17 protein-coding genes are annotated in these 21,419 nt (G+C 61.3%); 15 read left to right on the top strand and 2 right to left on the bottom strand.

Annotated elements, in window-relative coordinates:
• Positions 1–24 precede the first annotated feature (24 nt).
• From glpK to HQ912_RS07280, 10 genes are all read left to right on the top strand, one after another.
• A complete protein-coding gene (gene glpK, locus HQ912_RS07325; RefSeq protein WP_047227029.1) occupies positions 25–1,530 on the top strand; it encodes a glycerol kinase GlpK in 1,506 nt (501 codons plus the stop codon).
• Between the two features lie 96 nt (positions 1,531–1,626).
• On the top strand, positions 1,627–2,382 hold the full coding sequence (locus HQ912_RS07320) for a DeoR/GlpR family transcriptional regulator (protein ID WP_047227030.1): 756 nt from the start codon (positions 1,627–1,629) through the stop codon (positions 2,380–2,382).
• Positions 2,383–2,711: 329 nt separating this feature from the next.
• Complete coding sequence (gene glpD, locus HQ912_RS07315; protein WP_173406630.1) at positions 2,712–4,250, top strand: glycerol-3-phosphate dehydrogenase; 1,539 nt, start codon at positions 2,712–2,714, stop codon at positions 4,248–4,250.
• A 446-nt stretch (positions 4,251–4,696) separates the two neighbouring features.
• On the top strand, positions 4,697–5,611 hold the full coding sequence (locus tag HQ912_RS07310; RefSeq protein WP_047227033.1) for a glutamate/aspartate ABC transporter substrate-binding protein: 915 nt from the start codon (positions 4,697–4,699) through the stop codon (positions 5,609–5,611).
• Positions 5,612–5,804: 193 nt separating this feature from the next.
• Positions 5,805–6,551 carry an amino acid ABC transporter permease gene (locus HQ912_RS07305; RefSeq protein ID WP_047227034.1) on the top strand — a complete coding sequence of 249 codons (747 nt, stop codon included), beginning with the start codon at positions 5,805–5,807 and terminating at the stop codon, positions 6,549–6,551.
• Positions 6,551–7,222, top strand: coding sequence for an amino acid ABC transporter permease (locus HQ912_RS07300; protein WP_047227035.1), 672 nt, complete (start codon positions 6,551–6,553; stop codon positions 7,220–7,222). Before HQ912_RS07305 ends, HQ912_RS07300 begins: the two co-directional genes overlap by 1 nt.
• Entirely contained in the window at positions 7,219–7,953 is a 735-nt protein-coding gene (locus tag HQ912_RS07295; RefSeq protein WP_047227036.1) for an amino acid ABC transporter ATP-binding protein, read from the top strand. The genes HQ912_RS07300 and HQ912_RS07295 overlap by 4 nt, the downstream gene beginning before the upstream one ends.
• A 160-nt stretch (positions 7,954–8,113) precedes the next feature.
• Complete coding sequence (locus tag HQ912_RS07290) at positions 8,114–10,015, top strand: sensor histidine kinase (RefSeq protein ID WP_047227037.1); 1,902 nt, start codon at positions 8,114–8,116, stop codon at positions 10,013–10,015.
• Entirely contained in the window at positions 10,012–11,340 is a 1,329-nt protein-coding gene (locus tag HQ912_RS07285; protein WP_047227038.1) for a sigma-54-dependent transcriptional regulator, read from the top strand. Before HQ912_RS07290 ends, HQ912_RS07285 begins: the two co-directional genes overlap by 4 nt.
• Positions 11,341–11,366: 26 nt before the next feature.
• Positions 11,367–11,696 carry a GlpM family protein gene (locus HQ912_RS07280; RefSeq protein ID WP_173407518.1) on the top strand — a complete coding sequence of 110 codons (330 nt, stop codon included), beginning with the start codon at positions 11,367–11,369 and terminating at the stop codon, positions 11,694–11,696.
• 31 nt (positions 11,697–11,727) lie between these two features.
• On the opposite strand, the gene HQ912_RS07275 is transcribed toward HQ912_RS07280, so the two are convergent.
• Positions 11,728–12,342, bottom strand: coding sequence for an NAD(P)-dependent oxidoreductase (locus HQ912_RS07275; protein WP_047227040.1), 615 nt, complete (start codon positions 12,340–12,342; stop codon positions 11,728–11,730).
• 197 nt (positions 12,343–12,539) lie between these two features.
• Positions 12,540–13,418, bottom strand: a complete 879-nt coding sequence (locus HQ912_RS07270; RefSeq protein WP_107321984.1) for an MBL fold metallo-hydrolase — start codon at positions 13,416–13,418, stop codon at positions 12,540–12,542.
• A gap of 112 nt (positions 13,419–13,530) precedes the next feature.
• Here HQ912_RS07270 and HQ912_RS07265 point away from each other — a divergent pair, with 112 nt between their 5' ends.
• The 5 genes from HQ912_RS07265 to HQ912_RS07245 all read left to right on the top strand — a co-directional run bounded on the left by HQ912_RS07265 (position 13,531) and on the right by HQ912_RS07245 (position 21,403).
• Entirely contained in the window at positions 13,531–14,436 is a 906-nt protein-coding gene (locus tag HQ912_RS07265; protein WP_107321983.1) for a LysR family transcriptional regulator, read from the top strand.
• Positions 14,437–14,656: 220 nt separating this feature from the next.
• Complete coding sequence (locus HQ912_RS07260) at positions 14,657–16,165, top strand: sigma-54-dependent transcriptional regulator (protein WP_047227043.1); 1,509 nt, start codon at positions 14,657–14,659, stop codon at positions 16,163–16,165.
• 431 nt (positions 16,166–16,596) lie between these two features.
• On the top strand, positions 16,597–16,980 hold the full coding sequence (gene gcvH, locus HQ912_RS07255; RefSeq protein WP_047227044.1) for a glycine cleavage system protein GcvH: 384 nt from the start codon (positions 16,597–16,599) through the stop codon (positions 16,978–16,980).
• 10 nt (positions 16,981–16,990) lie between these two features.
• The gene (gcvP, locus tag HQ912_RS07250; RefSeq protein WP_047227045.1) at positions 16,991–19,840 is read left to right on the top strand and encodes an aminomethyl-transferring glycine dehydrogenase; all 2,850 of its coding nucleotides are present in this window, start codon (positions 16,991–16,993) and stop codon (positions 19,838–19,840) included.
• Positions 19,841–20,026: 186 nt separating this feature from the next.
• Complete coding sequence (locus HQ912_RS07245; RefSeq protein ID WP_107321979.1) at positions 20,027–21,403, top strand: L-serine ammonia-lyase; 1,377 nt, start codon at positions 20,027–20,029, stop codon at positions 21,401–21,403.
• Positions 21,404–21,419 lie beyond the last annotated feature (16 nt).

Genomic DNA, 21,419 nt, shown 5'->3' with positions numbered 1-21,419 from the left:
TATTCACGTCCCAAGGCAATCGACATGACCGACATTCAGAACAAGAACTACATCATTGCCCTCGACCAGGGTACGACCAGCTCGCGGGCGATCATTTTCGACCGCGACGCCAATGTGGTCTGCACCGCCCAGCGCGAATTCGCCCAGCATTACCCCCAGGCCGGCTGGGTCGAACACGACCCGATGGAAATCTTCGCCACCCAGAGCGCGGTGATGGTCGAAGCCTTGGCCCAGGCTGGCCTGCATCATGACCAGGTCGCCGCGATCGGCATCACCAACCAGCGCGAAACCACCGTGGTCTGGGACAAGACCACCGGCCGGCCGATCTATAACGCCATTGTCTGGCAGTGCCGACGTAGCACCGAGATCTGCCAGCAACTCAAGCGTGACGGCCACGAACCGTACATCAGCGAAACCACCGGCCTGGTCACCGACCCGTATTTCTCCGGCACCAAGCTCAAGTGGATCCTGGACAACGTCGAGGGCAGCCGCGAACGCGCACGTAACGGCGAACTGCTGTTTGGCACCGTGGACAGCTGGCTGATCTGGAAATTTACCGGCGGCAAAGTCCACGTCACCGATTACACCAACGCCTCGCGCACCATGCTCTTCAATATTCACTCGCTGGAGTGGGACGCGAAGATGCTCGAGATTCTCGACATCCCTCGCGAAATGTTGCCGCAAGTGAAGTCGTCCTCGGAAGTCTATGGCCGCACCAAGAGCGGCATCGCCATCGGTGGCATCGCCGGCGACCAGCAGGCCGCCCTGTTCGGCCAGATGTGCGTGGAGCCAGGTCAGGCGAAAAACACCTATGGCACCGGCTGCTTCCTGTTGATGAACACCGGCGACAAAGCCGTCAAATCCAATCATGGCATGCTCACCACCATCGCCTGCGGTCCTCGCGGCGAAGTGGCCTATGCCCTGGAAGGCGCGGTATTCAACGGCGGCTCCACCGTGCAGTGGCTGCGCGATGAGTTGAAAATCATCAATGACGCCCTCGACACCGAATACTTCGCCAACAAGGTCAAGGACAGCAACGGCGTGTACCTGGTACCGGCCTTCACCGGCCTGGGCGCCCCCTACTGGGACCCCTATGCCCGTGGCGCGCTGTTCGGCCTGACCCGCGGCGTGCGGGTCGACCACATCATTCGTGCAGCGCTGGAGTCGATTGCCTACCAGACCCGCGACGTACTCGACGCCATGCAACAGGATTCGGGCGAACGCCTCAAGGCCCTGCGCGTGGACGGCGGCGCGGTAGCGAACAACTTCCTGATGCAGTTCCAGGCGGACATTCTCGGCACCCGGGTCGAACGCCCTAAAATGCGGGAAACCACGGCTTTGGGCGCCGCGTATCTGGCCGGCCTGGCGTGTGGTTTCTGGGGCAGCCTGGAAGAACTGCGCGGCAAGGCCGTGATCGAGCGCGAATTCGAACCGCAACTGGACGAGCAGGCCAAGGAAAAACTCTACGCCGGCTGGCAGAAAGCGGTCAGCCGCACCCGCGACTGGGAACCTCACGAAGACGCTGAATAAGCCGAAGCTGGGTACGACGAGGGTCGTGAAACTGGTCGGGAGGGGATTCCTGCGGCATCATGGGCAAATTTTGTATGGCAGCCCAAAGGAAGCCCCATGAATCTGCCTCCCCGTCAGCAGCAAATCCTCGAACTGGTCCGCGAACGCGGCTACGTCAGCATCGAGGAAATGGCGCAGCTATTCGTTGTCACCCCGCAGACCATCCGCCGCGACATCAATCAATTGGCGGAATTGAACCTGCTGCGTCGCTACCACGGCGGCGCGGCCTATGATTCGAGCGTTGAGAACACCGCCTACGCCATGCGCGCCGATCAGATGCGCGACGAGAAGCAACGCATCGCCGAAGCCATTGCCGCCCAGATCCCTGACCATGCCTCGCTGTTCATCAACATCGGCACCACCACCGAATCCATCGCCCGGGCGCTGCTCAATCACAACCACCTGAAGGTCATCACCAACAATCTGCACGTAGCTTCGATCCTCAGCGCCAAGGACGACTTCGAAGTCCTGATCGCAGGTGGAAATGTCAGACGCGACGGAGGCGTGGTAGGCCAGGCCAGCGTCGACTTCATCAACCAGTTCAAGGTCGACTTCGCCCTGGTGGGCATCAGCGGGATCGATGAAGACGGCAGCCTGCTGGATTTTGACTACCAGGAAGTGCGGGTCTCCCAGGCGATCATCGCCAACGCCCGGCAGGTGCTGCTGGCGGCGGACTCCAGCAAATTCGGGCGCAACGCCATGGTCAGGCTGGGACCGATCAGCCTGATCGACTGCCTGGTGACCGATCAGCAACCCGTGCCGGCCCTGGCGCAATTGCTGAGCCAGCACAAGATTCGGTTGGAAGTGGTCTGAGCCCCCCCCGAAACCCTGTGGCGAGGGGATTTATCCCCGCTTGGGCTGCGCAGCGGCCCCAATACAGTCAACTCAATTTGCCTCATATACCGAGTCGCCTGGCTTTAGGGCTGCTGTGAGCCCAGCGGGGATAAATCCCCTCGCCACAAAAGCATCTCCGACCATATCAGCGACCCGCTTCATGTTCGAAAATTTTCCTTTCAGCTTCCTTTGATCAGTATTTTCAATCGAAGTCTGCTGGCTGTTGCCGAGTTTATGGGCTAGTATTTTCGCAAATGAACATTAATGTTCGAATTCAAATATTTCGAAAAAAAGCCCGAGGCCAGCCGATGCCCACTTCTACCTTGCCTACGCCCCCTCTCGCTGAGGTTTACGACGTCGCCGTCATTGGCGGCGGGATCAACGGCGTGGGGATTGCCGCAGACGCAGCGGGTCGCGGCCTCTCGGTGTTCCTTTGCGAAAAGGACGACCTGGCCAGCCACACCTCCTCGGCCAGCAGCAAGCTGATCCATGGCGGCCTGCGCTACCTCGAACATTACGAATTCCGTCTGGTGCGCGAAGCGCTGGCCGAGCGCGAAGTGCTGTTGACCAAGGCTCCGCACATCGTCAAGCAGATGCGCTTCGTCTTGCCCCATCGTCCGCACTTGCGCCCCGCCTGGATGATTCGCGCCGGCCTGTTCCTCTACGATCACCTGGGCAAGCGCGAACAACTTGCCGGTTCCAAAAGCCTGAAATTCGGCGCCGACAGCGCGCTGAAAAGCGAGATTACCAAAGGCTTTGAATACTCCGACTGCTGGGTCGACGATGCGCGCCTGGTGGTGCTCAACGCCATGGCCGCCCGGGAAAAAGGCGCCCATGTCCACACTCGCACACGTTGCGTGAACGCCCGTCGCAGTAAAGGTTTGTGGCATTTGCATCTGGAACGCGCCGACGGCAGCCTGTTTTCGATCCGCGCCAAGGCGCTGGTCAACGCGGCCGGTCCTTGGGTTGCCAAGTTCATTCGCGACGACCTGAAGCTGGAGTCGCCTTACGGCATTCGTCTGATCCAGGGCAGCCACCTGATCGTGCCGAAACTCTACGAAGGCGAGCACGCGCACATTCTTCAGAACGAAGACCAGCGCATCGTCTTCACCATTCCGTATCTGAACCAGTTCACCTTGATCGGCACGACCGACCGCGAATACACCGGCGACCCGGCCAAAGTGGCGATCACCGAGGGCGAAACCGATTATTTGCTCAAAGTGGTCAACGCGCACTTCAAGAAGCAGATCAGCCGCGACGATATCCTGCACAGCTATTCCGGTGTTCGGCCGTTGTGCAACGATGAATCCGACAACCCATCGGCCGTCACCCGGGACTACACCCTGGCGCTGTCGGGCAGTGCGGACGAAGCCCCGCTGCTGTCGGTGTTCGGCGGCAAGCTGACCACCTACCGCAAACTGGCCGAATCGGCCATGGCGCAGTTGGCCCCGTATTTTACCCAGATGCGCCCCAGCTGGACTGCCGTAGCTACCCTCCCCGGCGGCGAAAACATGACCACCCCGCAAGCGCTGTGCTCGGCGATTCGTGACAAATTCGACTGGGTGCCGACCGAGCTTGCCCGTCGCTGGGCCACCACCTATGGCAGCCGCACCTGGCGCATGCTTGAAGGCGTGCACAACCTCGGTGACATGGGCGAATACATCGGAGCGGGCCTCTACACCCGGGAAGTCGACTACCTGTGCAGCGATGAATGGGCCATCGATGCCCACGATATCCTGTGGCGCCGCAGCAAACTTGGCTTGTTCACCACCGCGGCCGAACAGCAGAAGCTGCAGCAATACCTGGACAAGGTGGAGCACAACCGTCGCAAGATCGAAGCGGCCTGATCGGTTAACCGCTTATACGAAAGCCCCTGAATCTGGCGATTCAGGGGCTTTTTGCTATCTGGCATACACCGCCGCCCTCTGTGGGAGCGAGCCTGCTCGCGATGAGGCCATCAACTTCAACATAAGTCTCGCCAGGCAGACCGCTATCGCGAGCAGGCTCGCTCTCACAAGACATGGAGAGGCCGGAATGCATTCGGTTTTCCGAACAAGACTCACCAGTCAATTCGGCCAACCGGATAAACAGCCTGTGGAAAAAATCAGAAAAAAGATTAATTACGTTTAAAAACAAATAGTTAATGTTAGCCAACTGGTCTGGCACGACTCATGCTCTACACTCCTTCGAGACGAATGCCTGCATGCCAACACAACAGGAGCTGCCAGGTACTTCGAAGCACTCAGGGCCGACGAACCGGCTGAATAAGAAAAACAATGTCGAGGAAATATCGATGCGCATCGTTCCCCATCTCCTGGGCGCAGCCATTGCTGCCGCTCTGATCAGCACCCCGGTTTTCGCTGCCGAACTGACCGGTACGCTGAAAAAGATCAAAGAGTCCGGCGTCATCACGCTCGGGCATCGCGACGCTTCCATTCCGTTTTCCTATATCGCGGACGCCTCCGGCAAACCGGTCGGCTATTCCCACGACATTCAGCTGAAAGTCGTCGAAGCCCTGAAAAAAGAACTGGACGTGCCGAACCTGCAGGTCAAGTACAACCTGGTGACCTCGCAAACCCGTATCCCACTGGTGCAAAACGGCACCGTCGACCTGGAATGCGGCTCCACCACCAACAACGTCGAGCGTCAACAGCAGGTTGATTTCTCCGTTGGCATCTTCGAGATCGGCACCAAGCTGCTGTCCAAGAAGGACTCCAAGTACAAGGACTTCGACGACCTCAAGGGCAAAAACGTCGTGACCACCGCCGGCACCACGTCCGAGCGCATCCTCAAGTCCATGAATGCCGACAAGCAGATGGGCATGAACGTGATCTCGGCCAAGGACCACGGCGAATCGTTCAACATGCTCGAAGGCGGTCGTGCCGTTGCCTTCATGATGGACGACGCCTTGCTGGCCGGTGAAATGGCCAAGGCCAAGAAACCAGGCGACTGGGCCGTGACCGGTACCCCGCAGTCCTTCGAAATCTACGGTTGCATGATGCGCAAGGGCGACGAGCCGTTCAAAAAAGCCGTCGATGACGCCATCAAGGCCACCTACGCTTCTGGCGAAATCAACAAGATCTACGAAAAATGGTTCATGCAGCCAATTCCGCCAAAAGGCCTGAACCTGAACTTCCCGATGAGCGAAGAGCTCAAGAAACTGATCGCCGAACCGACCGACAAAGCGGCCGACGAAAAGAAATCCTGATTCCTGACTAACCTTGTCCCCTGGAAGTGCTTTTGCGCTTTCAGGGGATGGTCACTCCCTGCTGGCATATCTGGAAACACTCGAACCGGTGGCTGTCGAGCCGATCGTGTGTGCCTGCCCTTCAAGGGTCAGGTGGGAATGGAGCTTCCCCAGGCGGGTATTTGCATATCGATCGATCTGAGGGGAGACCCTAATGAATTACAACTGGGACTGGGGCGTGTTCTTCAAGTCCACCGGCATCGGCAGCGAGATTTATCTCGACTGGTACGTGGCCGGCCTGGGCTGGACCATCGCCATCGCCGTCGCGGCCTGGATCATCGCCCTACTGCTGGGTTCGGTTCTGGGCGTGATGCGCACCGTGCCGAACCGGCTGGTGTCGGGTATCGCCACCGGCTACGTGGAGCTCTTTCGTAACGTACCGCTGCTGGTTCAGCTGTTCATCTGGTACTTCCTGGTGCCCGACTTGCTGCCTGCGGACCTGCAGGAGTGGTACAAGCAGGACCTGAACCCCACGACCTCGGCCTATCTGAGCGTCGTCGTGTGCCTGGGCCTGTTTACCGCCGCGCGGGTCTGCGAACAAGTTCGTACTGGTATTCAGGCGCTGCCGCGCGGCCAGGAATCCGCCGCACGGGCCATGGGCTTCAAGCTGCCGCAAATCTACTGGAACGTCCTGCTGCCCCAGGCCTACCGGATCATCATTCCGCCGCTTACCTCGGAATTCTTGAACGTCTTCAAGAACTCCTCCGTGGCCTCGCTGATCGGTCTGATGGAATTGCTTGCACAGACCAAACAGACCGCCGAGTTCTCCGCCAACCTGTTCGAAGCCTTCACCCTGGCGACACTGATCTACTTCACCCTGAACATGAGCCTGATGCTGCTCATGCGCATGGTCGAGAAGAAAGTCGCGGTGCCCGGCCTGATTTCCGTGGGGGGTAAATAATGGAACTCGACTTCACTGGCATCATCCCGGCCATTCCCGGTTTGTGGAACGGCATGGTGATGACGCTCAAGCTGATGGCCCTGGGCGTCGTTGGCGGGATCATCCTGGGGACTATCCTGGCGCTGATGCGCCTGTCCCACAACAAGCTGATCTCCAGCATTGCCGGCGCCTACGTCAACTATTTCCGCTCGATCCCGCTGCTGCTGGTCATCACCTGGTTCTACCTGGCGGTGCCGTTCGTTCTGCGCTGGATCACCGGCGAAGACACCCCTATCGGTGCGTTTGGCTCCTGCGTCGTGGCGTTCATGATGTTCGAGGCGGCCTACTTCTGCGAAATCGTGCGGGCCGGCGTGCAGTCGATCCCCAAGGGTCAGATGGGCGCCGCCCAGGCGCTGGGCATGAATTATGGCCAGACCATGCGCCTGATCATCCTGCCCCAGGCGTTTCGCAAGATGACCCCGCTGTTGTTGCAACAAAGCATCATCCTGTTTCAGGACACCTCGCTGGTCTACACCGTCGGTCTGGTGGATTTCCTCAATGCTTCGCGGGCCAATGGCGACATCATCGGCCGCTCCCATGAGTTCCTGATCATCGCAGGTCTCGTGTACTTCACAATCAGCTTTGCCGCCTCGCTGCTGGTCAAGCGTCTGCAAAAAAGGTTCGCCGTATGATCTCTATCAAGAACATCAACAAGTGGTATGGGGACTTCCAGGTACTGACCAATTGCAGCACCGAGGTCAGCAAGGGAGAAGTTGTGGTGGTGTGCGGCCCGTCGGGTTCGGGCAAGTCCACGTTGATCAAATGCGTGAACGCCCTGGAGCCGTTCCAGAAAGGCGACATCGTGGTCGACGGTACGTCCATCGCCGACCCGAAGACCAACCTGCCGAAACTGCGCTCGCGCGTTGGCATGGTGTTCCAGCACTTCGAGCTGTTCCCGCACCTGACCATCACCGAAAACCTGACCATCGCCCAGATCAAGGTGCTGGGCCGCAGCAAGGAAGAAGCCACCCAGAAAGGCCTGCAACTGCTTGAGCGGGTCGGCCTGTCGGCCCATGCCCACAAGCACCCGGGCCAGCTCTCCGGCGGCCAACAGCAGCGCGTGGCGATTGCCCGTGCCCTGGCGATGGACCCGATCGTGATGCTGTTCGACGAACCGACCTCGGCCCTTGACCCGGAAATGGTCAACGAAGTGCTCGACGTGATGGTGCAACTGGCCCACGAAGGCATGACCATGATGTGCGTGACCCACGAAATGGGCTTCGCCCGCAAAGTGGCGAACCGGGTGATCTTCATGGACCAGGGCCAGATCATCGAAGACTGCGAGAAGGAAGAGTTCTTCGGCGACATCAGCGCCCGCTCCGAACGTGCGCAGCATTTCCTTGAGAAAATCCTGCAGCACTAAACAACACCGCTCCCCACTGTGGGAGCGAGCTTGCTCGCGATAGCGGACTGCCAGTCACCTTATTGTCGACTGATCAGCAGTCATCGCGAGCAAGCTCGCTCCCACAAGGGAGCAGTGTTGGTTTGTCGATTTGTGTTGTGGTTGACCCAAGGCTTCTGTGATGAAATGCGACCCCACTCTCTATCGCGCCGCGCCGCCATCACTCGCCGTGAAGCCTCGTCTGATTCGCCATCTGTTCCTGCCGCCGCTGATCATTGCCCTGATGATCGGCCTGGGTTACCTCGGCTTCTGGATCAGTGAGCACTACGGCATTCGCAGCCTGGGCGAGAACGGCGAGCGCCAGTTGGAGCTGCACGCCCGTGCGGTCGAGAGCGAGATCAGCAAATACACCTACCTGCCCAGCCTGCTGGAGCTTGAATCCAGCGTATCGCAACTGCTCGACGACCCCACGCCCGAGCATCGCAAGACCGTCAACGAATACCTCGAAGGCCTGAACCGGCGCAGCCGCAGTCGGGCCATTTATGTGATGGACACCACAGGCCGGGTCATGGCGACCAGCAACTGGCGCGACGTCGACAGTTACCTGGGTGAAGACCTGTCCTTTCGCGCCTATTTCCAGAACGCCGTACGCGGTCAGCCCGGGCGCTTCTATGGCATCGGTAGCACCAGCGGCGAGCCTGGTTATTACCTGGCCCATGGTCTGGAACAGCAGGGCAAGATCATCGGCGTGGCGGTGGTCAAAGTGCGCCTGGAAGCCATGGAAGAGCGCTGGCAGCGCGCGCGCCTGGAAGCCTTCGTCAGCGACGAGAATGGCATCATCATTTTGTCCAGCGATCCGGCGCGGCGGCTCAAGTCCGTGCGACCGCTGAGCGACGAAACCAAAGAGCGCCTGGCCCGCAGCCTGCAGTATTACTGGTTCCCACTGAACGAGCTGGTTCCCCTGGCTCGGGAACGCCTGGCCGAAGGCATGGAAAAACTGACCTTCCCGGCCAACGCCGAACTGGTGTCCGACGAGCGGCCCATCAGCTATCTGTCACAGACCCGTCCCCTGAGCGACACACCCTGGAATTTCACCCTGCTGACGCCACTTGAAGACCTGCGTCGCCAGGCAATCAACCAGGGCATCCTGGTGGCCGTGGCCTTCGCCCTGGTGGCTTTCCTGCTGATCGCCTGGAACGAGCGGCGCAAGGTCATCGCCACTCGCCTCGCTGCCCGGGAGGCCTTGCAGGAAGCCAACAACCAGCTCGAACGTCGGATTACCGAACGCACCACCGACCTGCGGGCCAGCAATGAACGGCTCAAGGGCCAGATCCGCGAACGGCGGCAGGCCGAAGAGACGTTGCGCCGGGCCCAGGACGAACTGGTGCAGGCTGGCAAACTCGCCGCCATTGGCCAGATGTCCACCAGCATCGCCCATGAACTCAACCAGCCGCTGGCCGCGCTGCGTACCCTGTCCGGCAACACCGTACGCTTTCTTGAGCGGGGCCAGTTGGATATCGCCAGCGCCAACCTCAAGACCATCAACGACCTGATCGACCGCATGGGCCGGATCACCGCCAGCCTGCGCTCCTTCGCCCGGCGCGGGGACGATCAGGGCCGGGCCAGCCTCGGCAAGGCGGTCGAAGCCGCGCTGCAACTGCTGGGCGGCCGCCTCGAAAGCCTGAAGATCCAGGTGCATGCCGGTTACGATGACGTGCAGGTACAGATCGACCAGACGCGTCTTGAACAAATCCTGGTGAACCTGATCGGCAACGCCCTGGACGCCATGCAGAGCCAACCCGAGCCGCGGCTGTGGCTTGAAGGCACTGCCTCGGATGGCAAATATCGCCTGCGGGTGCGGGACAACGGCCATGGCATCGATCCCGAGGCGCGCAAGCATTTGTTCGAACCCTTCTTCACCACCAAACCCGGCGAACAGGGCCTGGGCCTGGGCCTGACTCTTTCGGCGAGCCTGGCCGCCGCCGCGGGCGGGCATCTGGAGGTCGAACACCCGGCCGAAGGTGGAACCACGTTTGCCCTCAGTTTACCGTTGGTAAGCCCTTTACCTGCCGAGCAGCCATGAATAACGACCTGAGCGTACTGATCGTCGAAGACGACCCCCATGTCCTGCTGGGTTGCCAGCAGGCCCTGTCCCTGGAAGACATTCCCTGCATCGGCGTGGGCAGCGCCGAAGAGGCCCTGGAGCGGGTCGGCGATGACTTTGCCGGCATCGTCATCAGCGACATTCGCCTGCCGGGCATCGATGGCCTGGAGCTGCTGACCCGCCTCAAGGCCCGGGACCGCAGCCTGCCGGTGGTGCTGATCACCGGCCACGGCGACATCTCCATGGCCGTCGGCGCCATGCAAAAAGGCGCCTATGACTTCATGGAGAAACCCTTCTCCCCCGAACGCCTGGTGGACGTCGCCCGCCGCGCCCTGGAGCAACGCAGCCTGGCCCGGGAGGTTTCATCGCTGCGCCGGCAACTGGCCGAACGCGACTCCCTGGAAGGCCGGATCATCGGCCGTTCACCGGCCATGCAGCACCTGCGAGAACTGATCGCCAACGTAGCCGACACCTCGGCCAACGTGCTGATCGAGGGTGAAACCGGCACCGGCAAGGAACTGGTCGCGCGCTGCCTGCACGATTTCAGCCGACGTCACAGCAAACAATTCGTCGCGCTCAACTGCGGCGGCCTGCCGGAGAACCTGTTCGAAAGCGAGATTTTCGGCCACGAAGCCAACGCCTTTACCGGCGCCGGTAAACGACGGATCGGCAAGATCGAGCACGCCGACGGCGGCACGCTGTTTCTCGATGAAGTGGAAAGCATGCCCCTGCCCTTGCAGATCAAGTTGCTGCGGGTGTTGCAGGAACGCACCCTCGAGCGGCTGGGTTCGAACCAGAGTGTGGCCGTGGATTGCCGGGTCATCGCCGCCACCAAGTCCGACCTGGACGAACTGGGCCGGGCCGGGCAGTTTCGCAGCGACTTGTATTACCGCCTCAACGTGGTGACCCTGGAACTGCCGCCCCTGCGCGAGCGCCGCGAAGACATTCTGCAACTGTTCGAGCATTTTCTGCAGCAGTCGTCCCTGCGCTTCGACCGCACGGTGCCGGAGCTGGACAACCAGACGCTTTCCAACCTGATGAGCCACGACTGGCCGGGCAACGTGCGGGAACTGCGCAACGTCGCCGAGCGCTATGCACTCGGCCTGCCGGCCTTCAAGAAGTCGGGGGCCAGCGGCGCCAGCCAGGGCCTGGCCTTCGCCGAAGCGGTGGAAGCCTTCGAACGCAACCTGCTGGTGGACGCTCTGCAACGCAGCGGTGGCAATCTGACCCAGGCCAGTCTCGAACTGGGCATGGCCAAGACCACGCTGTTCGACAAAGTCAAAAAATATGGCCTGAGCCATTAACCTGGGGCAGTAAACCTGTGGACCTGATTTTCAAAGCAGCGCTCGGTGCCGCCGTGGTGGTCATCCTGGCGATGCTCGCCAAGACCAAGAACTATTACATCGCCGGGCTGGTGCCACTGTTTCCCACCTTCGCCCTGATCGCCCACTACATTGTTGGCAAGGGCCGCTCGGTGGACGATCTGAAAACCACCATCGTGTTTGGCATGTGGTCGATCATCCCCTACTTCGTCTACCTGGCGACGCTGTATGTGATGGTCGACCGGATGCGTCTGGAGGCTTCTCTGGCCGTGGCGGCGGTGGCTTGGCTGATGGCGGCGACGGTGCTGGTCAGCGTGTGGATGAGACTCCACAGCTGACCCCGCAGGAGCGCCTGTCCAAACCAGTGGTTCAATAACCGACGGTAAAGCGCTGCCGCGAAAACTGCGGCGTCTCCACTTCATCGATCATTGCAATGGCGTAATCGGCAAAGCTGATCCAACTGCGCCCGGCGGCGTCGAACAGCAGGTGATCCTTGCCGATACGGAACTGACCGGTGCGCTCGGTCTCGACGAACTCCGCCGAGGGCGAGAGGAAGGTCCAGTCCAGGTCCTGTTCCTTGAGCAGCACGTCCAGGAATAATGCTCCGGCGCTGGCTTCGGCGAGGTATTCCTCAGGGAAGCCTTCGCTGTCGATCACACGGCTATTGTCCGGCAGCAGCAACGAACCGGCCCCGCCCACCACCAGCAAGCGCTTGACCCCGGCAGCCTTGATTGGGGCGATGACCTTGTCGGCCGGCACGGTGGCGAAATGGGCGGCGCAGATCACCACATCATGACCGGCTACCGCTGCGATTAAGGCCTCGCTGTCCAATACATCCAACTGCTGGCTGACCACACCGGCCCTCTTACCGATCTTGGCCGTGTTACGGGCAATGGCCGTCACGCTGTGGCCACGACGCAGGGCTTCTTCCAACAACTGGCTGCCGGCCCGACCGGTGGCGCCGATGATTGCGATTTTGCTCATGATGTTCTCCATTGGTTAGCGATGTTGAAATACAGGCTCTTGTGGCGAGGGGATTTATCCCCGCTGGGCTGCGTAGCAGCCCTATAGCTGACATTGAGGTTTATCAGACGGAGCGCTTCGCCTGTTTTGGGGTTGCTGCGCAACCCAGCGGGGATAAATCCCCTCGCCACAACGGTGCTCTGATCAAAGATCGGTATTCACCACTTCATCTCACCCTTGGCCACCTTGGCACTGAGCTCCAGGGAGCTGTCTTCCCCCAGATCGGGGTAGCGCTGCTTCATGGCGGCGATCAGGGCGGCGGAGTCCTTGGCTTTGGCGGTTTCTTCGTCGAAGGCCTTGATGTACTCGGCGGTAAATTTCACCGGAGCCAGGGACCGGGCACTATCACCCAGGTAATGGCCGGGAATCACAGTGTTCGGTTGCAGTTTTTCAATGCCCTCCAGCGTCGCCAGCCAATCCTTGTGGGACTGCGGCGTCTGCGTGTCGGCCATCCAGACGTGAATGTTCTCGGCCACCACGACGCCGCCGACCACCGCCTTGATCGACGGGATCCACACGAAGCTACGGTCCGGTTGCGGGCCATCAAGACCGATGATCTGCAAGCGCTTGCCCTCCAGGGTCAGGCTGTCTCCCTTGAGTACCTGGGGTACGATCGCTTTGCTCGGCGCATCGCCCTTGAGGATCGGCCCCCAATATTTCAACTTGCCGTCCATGGTGTGCTTGATGTGTTCGACGGTCGGCGCAGAGGCCAGCACCTTGGCATCCGGGAACGCGGCGGTCAGGGTCTCCAGACCAAAATAGTAGTCGGGATCGCCGTGGCTGATGTAGATCGTGGTCAATTGCTTGCCGCTGGCGCGGATTTTCTGCACCACCTGTTCGGCCTGGGACTTGCCGAACTGGGCGTCCACCAACACCACTTCTTTTTCCCCACTGACCAATACCGAGGTCACCGGGAAAACGGCCGTCGCGCCAGGGTTGTAGACCTCCAGGGCAAGGTCGGCTGCCCAGGTGTTGGCCGCAAAAATCATCGAAGCGCTGGTCAGCAGCAGACGCTTGAATAAGGTGGATCCGGTCATGTTGTGCTCCGTTGTGCATAAGCCCGATTGGGAATGAGCGCAGCTTAGGGACCTGACTCGTTTCAAAAAATGCGATGCTTGGACATAGTTTGTTTCTGAAATCGGGCAAATCATGGATCGTCTACAAGCAATGCAAGTGTTCGTCGCCGTGGTGGAACTGGGCAGTCAGTCGGCAGCAGCCGAACACCTGGACCTGTCACGACCGGTGGTGTCACGGTATCTGGCGGAACTGGAAGACTGGGTTGGTGCCCGACTGATGCACCGCACCACTCGCAAATTGAGCCTGACGGCCGCGGGTTTGGAGATCCTGCCGCGCTGTCGGCAGATGCTGGATCTGTCCGGCGACATGCAGGCCGCCGTCAGTACGTCGGACGATGCGCCACGGGGTATGCTGCGCATCAGCGCCAGCACCTCGTTCGGCCAAGCCCAATTGGCGGCAGCCATGACCGAGTTCGTCGTGCGCTACCCAGGGGTCAGCGTCGACCTGCAAATGCTCGACCGCACCGTGAACCTGGTGGACGAGCGCATCGACCTGGCGATCCGCATGAGCAACGACCTGGACCCGAACCTGATCGCCCGGCGCCTCACAGTCTGTCGCTCGGTGATCTGCGCCTCGCCCGGCTACCTGCGTGAACACCCAACGCCCCAACGGGTCGAGGATTTGAGCCGGCACAACTGCCTGACCCACTCCTACGTCGGCAAGAGCCTGTGGCATTTCGAGCAGGACGGCGAGCAGGTCTCGGTGCCGGTGCAGGGCAACATCAGCGCCAACGAGGCCAGCACATTGCTGCAGGCCACGATAGCCGGTGCGGGCGTGGCGATGCTGCCCAGCTACCAGGCCGGCACGCACATCAAGAACGGCGAACTGATCCGCCTGTTGCCCCACGCCGAACCCCGCCGGATGAACATGTACGCGGTGTATGCCTCACGCAAACACATGCCGTCGGCGCTGCGCAGCCTGCTGGATTTTTTGGTGCTGAAGTTTCCCGAGAGGCCGGAGTGGGATATTGGGTTGTAAACGATAGCCGCCCCACCGCCAACCTCCTGTGGGAGCGAGCCTGCTCGCGATAGCGGTGCAACAGCCAATGGAGATGTGGACTGACCCTGCGCTATCGCGAGCAGGCTCGCTCCCACAATAGAGATCGGTGTATATCCTTGACCCTGCACCAGGATTTCACCAATAGCCCGCCCCAAGGCATACTTGCCACCCTCCGTATTCCAGAACCCAGAACCGCCCCATGCGTATCCACGTCAGTTTCATCGACCGCGTCGGCATTACCCAGGAAGTCCTGGCGCTGCTCGGTGGGCGCAATCTCAATCTGGATGCGGTGGAGATGGTGCCGCCCAACGTCTACATCGATGCCCCGACCCTCAGCCCGCAGGTGCTGGACGAATTACGCGAGGCGCTGTTCAGCGTGCGGGGCGTGCAGGCGGTCACCGTGGTGGACATCCTGCCCGGCCAGCGTCGGCATTTGCAGCTCGACGCCCTGCTCGCGGCCATGACCGACCCGGTACTGGCCCTCGACAGCGCCGGCCACGTATTGCTGGCCAACCCGGCGTTGATCGCCCTGTACGGGCGTGAACCGGCCGGGGAAAGCGTTGCCGAGCTGTTCGGTGACGAAGCCCTGTTGGTCGCTCTGCTGGAGAATGGTTTCCGCCTGCCGCTTCGGGAAATCACCCTCAACGGCCAGACCTTACTGCTGGACGCCACGCCCATTACAAACGCCGGTGCGTTGCTGACCCTCTATCAGCCAAACCGCATCGGCGAACGCCTATCGGCGCTGCACCACGACCACGCCGAAGGGTTTGACGCGTTGCTGGGCGAATCCCCGGCGATCCGCACCCTCAAGGCCCGGGCCCAGCGGGTAGCGGCGTTGGATGCACCGTTGCTGATCCAGGGCGAAACCGGCACGGGCAAAGAGCTGGTGGCCCGGGCCTGCCATGCCATCAGTGCCCGCCACGGCGCGCCGTTCCTGGCCCTGAACTGTGCGGCGCTGCCGGAGAATCTGGCCGAAAGTGAACTGTTCGGCTACGCCCCCGGCGCCTTCACCGGCGCGCAACGGGGTGGCAAGCCGGGGCTGATGGAACTGGCGAACCAGGGCACGGTATTTCTCGATGAAATCGGCGAGATGTCGCCCTACCTGCAAGCCAAGCTGCTGCGGTTCTTGAACGATGGCAGCTTCCGTCGGGTCGGCGGCGACCGGGAAATCAAGGTCAACGTGCGAATCCTCAGCGCGACCCACCGCAACCTGGAAAAAATGGTCAGCGAAGGTTCGTTCCGCGAAGACCTGTTCTATCGCCTGAACGTGCTCAACGTCGAAGTGCCGCCGCTACGTGAACGCGGCCAGGACATCTTGCTGCTGGCGCGCTACTTCATGCAGCAGGCCTGTGCGCAAATCCAGCGCCCGGTCTGCCGCTTGGCCCCCGGCACCTACCCGGCGCTGCTGGGCAACCGCTGGCCGGGCAATGTGCGGCAATTGCAGAACGTGATCTTCCGCGCCGCGGCCATCTGTGAAAGCAGCCTGGTGGACATTGGCGACCTGGACATTGCCGGCACGTCTGTGGCGCGCCAGGGTGACGTGGAAGTCGAAAGCCTTGAGCAAGCGGTGGAAGCCTTCGAAAAACATCTGCTCGAAAGCCTCTACGTCAACTACCCCTCGACCCGCCAGCTCGCCAGCCGCCTGCAAACCTCCCATACAGCGATTGCCCATCGGTTGCGTAAATACGGGATTTCCGGCAAGCCGTAAGCACGCTGCTGCCCTCTGTGGGAGCGAGCCTGCTCGCGATAGCGATGTATCAGTCAATATCCGTGCTGGCTGACCCACCGCTATCGCGAGCAGGCTCGCTCCCACATTGGGACCTGCGGCGTACCTGGAACCTGGCTCAAAAACGACCTCCACCTGTACTGAAAGCGCTACAGCGGAACGATATCGATACACCTGGCGCTAAGCTGCGCCGCGCAAGGCTTTGATCCCACAACGATTTTTTCCAGGCGTATAGCTGTAGCGATTTCGCTACAGCTCAATACAACCTGCGCTCGACAGAACCAAGTAAGCCATTGATATATAAGTATTTATTATCATTGGCCGCATTCTTGCTAAGGATATAACCATTCGGCCGGGCCAAGCCCCGCGCCTTTCTTCGCGTCCACCAGACGAATCTGGCCCCAGGAGTTTCCATGAGCGAGTTGCGTTTCACTGAAGATCACGAATGGCTGCGCACTGAAGCCGACGGCAGCGTTACCGTCGGTATTACCGCGTTTGCCCAGAACGCCTTGGGCGATGTGGTCTATGTTCAGTTACCGGAACTGCAAAGCTACGCCAAGGGTGACGAAGCCTCTACCGTGGAATCGGTGAAAGCCGCCAGCGGTGTGTACATGCCGCTGGACGGAGAAGTGCTGGAAGTGAACCCGGCCCTGGAAAGCAATCCGGAACTGGTCAACGAAGATCCGCTGGGCGAAGGCTGGTTTTTCCGATTCAAGCCCGCCGACGCCACCCAAGTTGACCAACTGCTGAATCAGGACGCCTATGACCGCCTGATCAAAGCCAACGCCGAAGCCTGAGGAGCGCAACATGACCGTTAATCTCGGCACCGCCAACGAATTCATCGCCCGCCACATCGGCCCGCGAGCCAGCGACGAGCAAGCCATGCTCGAGCGCCTGGGCTACGACTCCCTGGAAGCGTTGAGCGCCAGCGTCATTCCGGAAAGCATCAAGGGCACCAGCGTGCTGGACATGGGCGACGGCCAGAGCGAAGCCGATGCACTGGCCTCGATCAAGGCCATCGCTGGCAAGAACCAACTGTTCAAGACCTACATCGGCCAGGGCTACTACAACTGCCACACGCCAGCGCCGATCCTGCGCAACCTGCTGGAAAACCCGGCCTGGTACACCGCCTACACCCCTTACCAGCCGGAAATTTCCCAGGGCCGTCTCGAGGCACTGCTGAACTTCCAGACCTTGATCAGCGACCTGACCGGCCTGCCGATCGCCAACGCATCCTTGCTGGACGAAGCCACCGCCGCCGCGGAGGCCATGACCTTCTGCAAGCGCCTGAGCAAGAACAAGGGCAGCAATGCCTTCTTCGCTTCCCGCCATTGCCACCCGCAAACCCTTGATGTGCTGCGCACCCGTGCCGAGCCCTTGGGCATCGACGTGGTCGTGGGCGACGAACGCGAACTGACCGATGTCGGCAGTTTCTTCGGCGCGCTGTTGCAATACCCAGCCAGCAACGGTGACCTGTTCGATTACCGTGAACTGACCGAACGCTTCCATGCCGCCAACGCCCTGGTCGCTGTCGCCGCAGACCTGCTGGCCCTGACCCTGCTGACGGCACCGGGTGAGTTCGGCGCCGACGTGGCCATCGGCAGCGCCCAGCGCTTCGGCGTGCCATTGGGCTTTGGCGGCCCACACGCGGCGTATTTCTCTACCAAGGATGCCTTCAAGCGCGATATGCCGGGCCGCCTTGTGGGTGTTTCCGTGGACCGTTTCGGCAAGCCGGCCTTGCGCCTGGCGATGCAGACCCGCGAACAACACATCCGTCGCGAGAAAGCCACGAGCAACATTTGCACCGCCCAGGTCTTGCTGGCCAACATCGCCAGCATGTACGCCGTGTATCACGGCCCTAAAGGCCTGACTCAAATCGCCAACCGCATCCACCACCTCACCGCGATCCTCGCCAAGGGCCTGGGCGCGTTGGGCCTGGCTGTCGAGCAGGACAGCTTTTTCGACACCCTGACCCTGCACACCGGCGCGCAAACCACCGCCCTGCACGACAAGGCGCGTGCCCAGCGCATCAACCTGCGCGTGGTGGACGCTGAACGCCTGGGCCTGTCCCTGGACGAAACCACCTGCCAGGCTGACGTCGAAACGTTGTGGAGCCTGTTGGCCGACGGCAAGGCCCTGCCGGACTTCGCCGCCCTGGCCGCCACCGTGCAAAGCCGTATCCCGGCCGAGCTGGTGCGCCAGTCGGCGGTCCTCAGCCACCCGGTGTTCAACCGCTATCACTCCGAAACCGAGCTGATGCGCTACCTGCGCAAGCTCGCCGACAAGGACTTGGCCCTGGATCGCACCATGATCCCGCTGGGTTCCTGCACCATGAAACTCAACGCCGCCAGCGAAATGATCCCGGTGACCTGGGCCGAGTTCGGCGCCCTGCACCCATTCGCCCCCGCCGAACAGAGCGCCGGCTACCAGCAACTGACCGACGAACTGGAAGCCATGCTCTGCGCTGCCACCGGTTACGACGCGGTGTCGTTGCAACCAAACGCCGGTTCCCAGGGTGAATACGCCGGTCTGCTGGCGATCCGCGCCTATCACCAGAGCCGTGGCGAAGACCGTCGCGATATCTGCCTGATCCCATCGTCGGCCCACGGCACCAACCCGGCCACCGCCAACATGGCCGGCATGCGTGTGGTCGTGACCGCCTGCGATGCTCGCGGCAACGTCGACATCGAAGACCTGCGGGCCAAGGCCACCGAGCACCGCGAACACCTCGCGGCGCTGATGATCACCTACCCGTCCACCCACGGTGTGTTCGAGGAAGGCATCCGCGAAATCTGCGGGATCATTCATGACAACGGCGGCCAGGTGTACATCGACGGCGCCAACATGAACGCCATGGTCGGCCTCTGCGCCCCGGGCAAGTTCGGTGGCGACGTGTCGCACCTGAACCTGCACAAGACCTTTTGCATTCCTCACGGCGGTGGCGGCCCGGGTGTCGGCCCGATCGGCGTCAAGTCCCACCTGGCACCGTTCCTGCCGGGCCACGCCAACATGGCGCGCAAGGAAGGCGCGGTGTGCGCGGCGCCATTTGGCAGCGCAAGCATCCTGCCGATCACCTGGATGTACATCCGCATGATGGGCGGTGCGGGCCTCAAGCGTGCCTCGCAGTTGGCAATCCTCAACGCCAACTACATTGCCCGCCGTCTGGAAGAACACTACCCAGTGCTCTACTCCGGCAGCAACGGCCTGGTGGCCCACGAATGCATCCTCGACCTGCGCCCGCTCAAGGACAGCAGCGGCATCAGCGTCGATGACGTGGCCAAGCGCCTGATCGACTTCGGCTTCCACGCCCCGACCATGTCGTTCCCAGTGGCCGGTACGCTGATGATCGAGCCGACCGAAAGCGAATCCAAGGAAGAACTGGACCGCTTCTGCGACGCCATGATCTGCATCCGCGAAGAAATCCGTGCGGTGGAAAACGGCAGCCTGGACAAAGACGACAACCCGCTGAAAAACGCCCCACACACCGCCGCGGAAATCGTCGGCGAGTGGACCCACCCCTATAGCCGCGAACAAGCGGTGTACCCGGTGGCGTCGTTGATCGACGGCAAATACTGGCCGCCGGTGGGCCGGGTCGACAACGTGTTCGGCGACCGCAACCTGGTCTGCGCCTGCCCGTCGATCGAAAGCTACGCTTGACCTGAGCGGAGGGCGATCTACCAGCCCTCCGCATCCTCTGTGGGAGCGAGCCTGCTCGCGATAGCGGCGTAACAGCCAATAGAGATGTTGCCTGACACTCCGCTATCGCGAGCAGGCTCGCTCCCACAAGGATCTATGCCAGACCTTAAACCGTCGATCCTCATAAAAAGAAACCGGAGAAACACCATGTCGTTAAGCGTGTTCGACCTGTTCAAAATCGGCATCGGCCCCTCCAGTTCCCACACGGTCGGCCCGATGCGTGCCGCTGCCCGTTTCGTCGAAGGGCTGCGTCGTGATGACCTGCTCAACACCACCGCCAGCGTCAAGGTCGAGCTCTACGGCTCACTCGGCGCCACCGGCAAAGGCCACGGCAGTGACAAGGCCGTGCTGCTGGGTCTGGAAGGCGAACACCCGGATACCGTGGACACTGAAACGGTCGACGCCCGCTTGCGAGAGATTCGCAGCAACGGGCGCCTGAACCTGCTGGGTGAACACTGCATTGAATTCAACGAAAAACTGCACCTGGCGATGATTCGCAAGCCGCTGCCTTTTCATCCCAACGGCATGATCTTCCGCGCTTTTGATGCGGCGGGCCTGCAGGTGCGCAGCCGCGAGTATTACTCGGTAGGCGGTGGTTTTGTCGTCGACGAAAGCGCTGCCGGCGCCGACCGTATCGTCGAAGATGCCACCCCCCTGACCTTCCCGTTCAAAAGCGCCAAGGACTTGTTGAGCCACTGCACCACCTATGGCTTGTCCATCAGCCAGGTGATGCTGACCAACGAAAGTGCCTGGCGCCCCGAAGCCGAAACCCGCGCCGGCCTGCTGAAGATCTGGCAGGTGATGCAGGATTGCGTGGCGGCCGGCTGCCGCAACGAAGGCATCCTGCCGGGCGGGCTGAAGGTCAAGCGCCGGGCGGCGGCGCTGCACCGTCAGTTGTGCAAGAACCCGGAGGCTGCCCTGCGCGACCCGCTGTCGGTGCTGGACTGGGTCAACCTGTATGCCCTGGCCGTCAACGAAGAAAACGCCTACGGTGGCCGCGTCGTCACCGCGCCGACCAACGGTGCGGCGGGAATCATCCCGGCCGTGCTGCATTACTACATGCGCTTCATCCCTGGGGCCAATGAAGACGGCGTCGTGCGGTTCCTGCTGACCGCCGCCGCCATCGGCATCCTGTACAAGGAAAACGCCTCCATCTCCGGCGCCGAAGTCGGTTGCCAGGGTGAAGTCGGCGTGGCCTGTTCCATGGCCGCCGGCGCCCTGTGCGAAGTGCTCGGCGGCACCGTGCAGCAAGTGGAAAACGCCGCCGAGATCGGCATGGAACACAACCTCGGCCTGACCTGCGACCCCATCGGCGGCCTGGTGCAAGTGCCGTGCATCGAGCGCAACGCCATGGGCTCCGTGAAAGCCATCAATGCGGTGCGCATGGCCATGCGCGGCGACGGGCATCACTTCGTTTCCCTCGACAAAGTCATCCGCACCATGCGCCAGACCGGCGCCGACATGAAAAGCAAATACAAGGAGACCGCCCGCGGCGGTCTGGCGGTCAACATCATCGAATGCTGATGCGCTTGCCTCACTT

Source organism: Pseudomonas sp. MPDS, from assembly GCF_013283895.1.
Taxonomy (GTDB): domain Bacteria; phylum Pseudomonadota; class Gammaproteobacteria; order Pseudomonadales; family Pseudomonadaceae; genus Aquipseudomonas; species Aquipseudomonas rhizophila.
The sequence above is the reverse complement of the archived record's forward strand: the minus strand, read 5'-3'. Positions and strand labels throughout refer to the sequence as shown.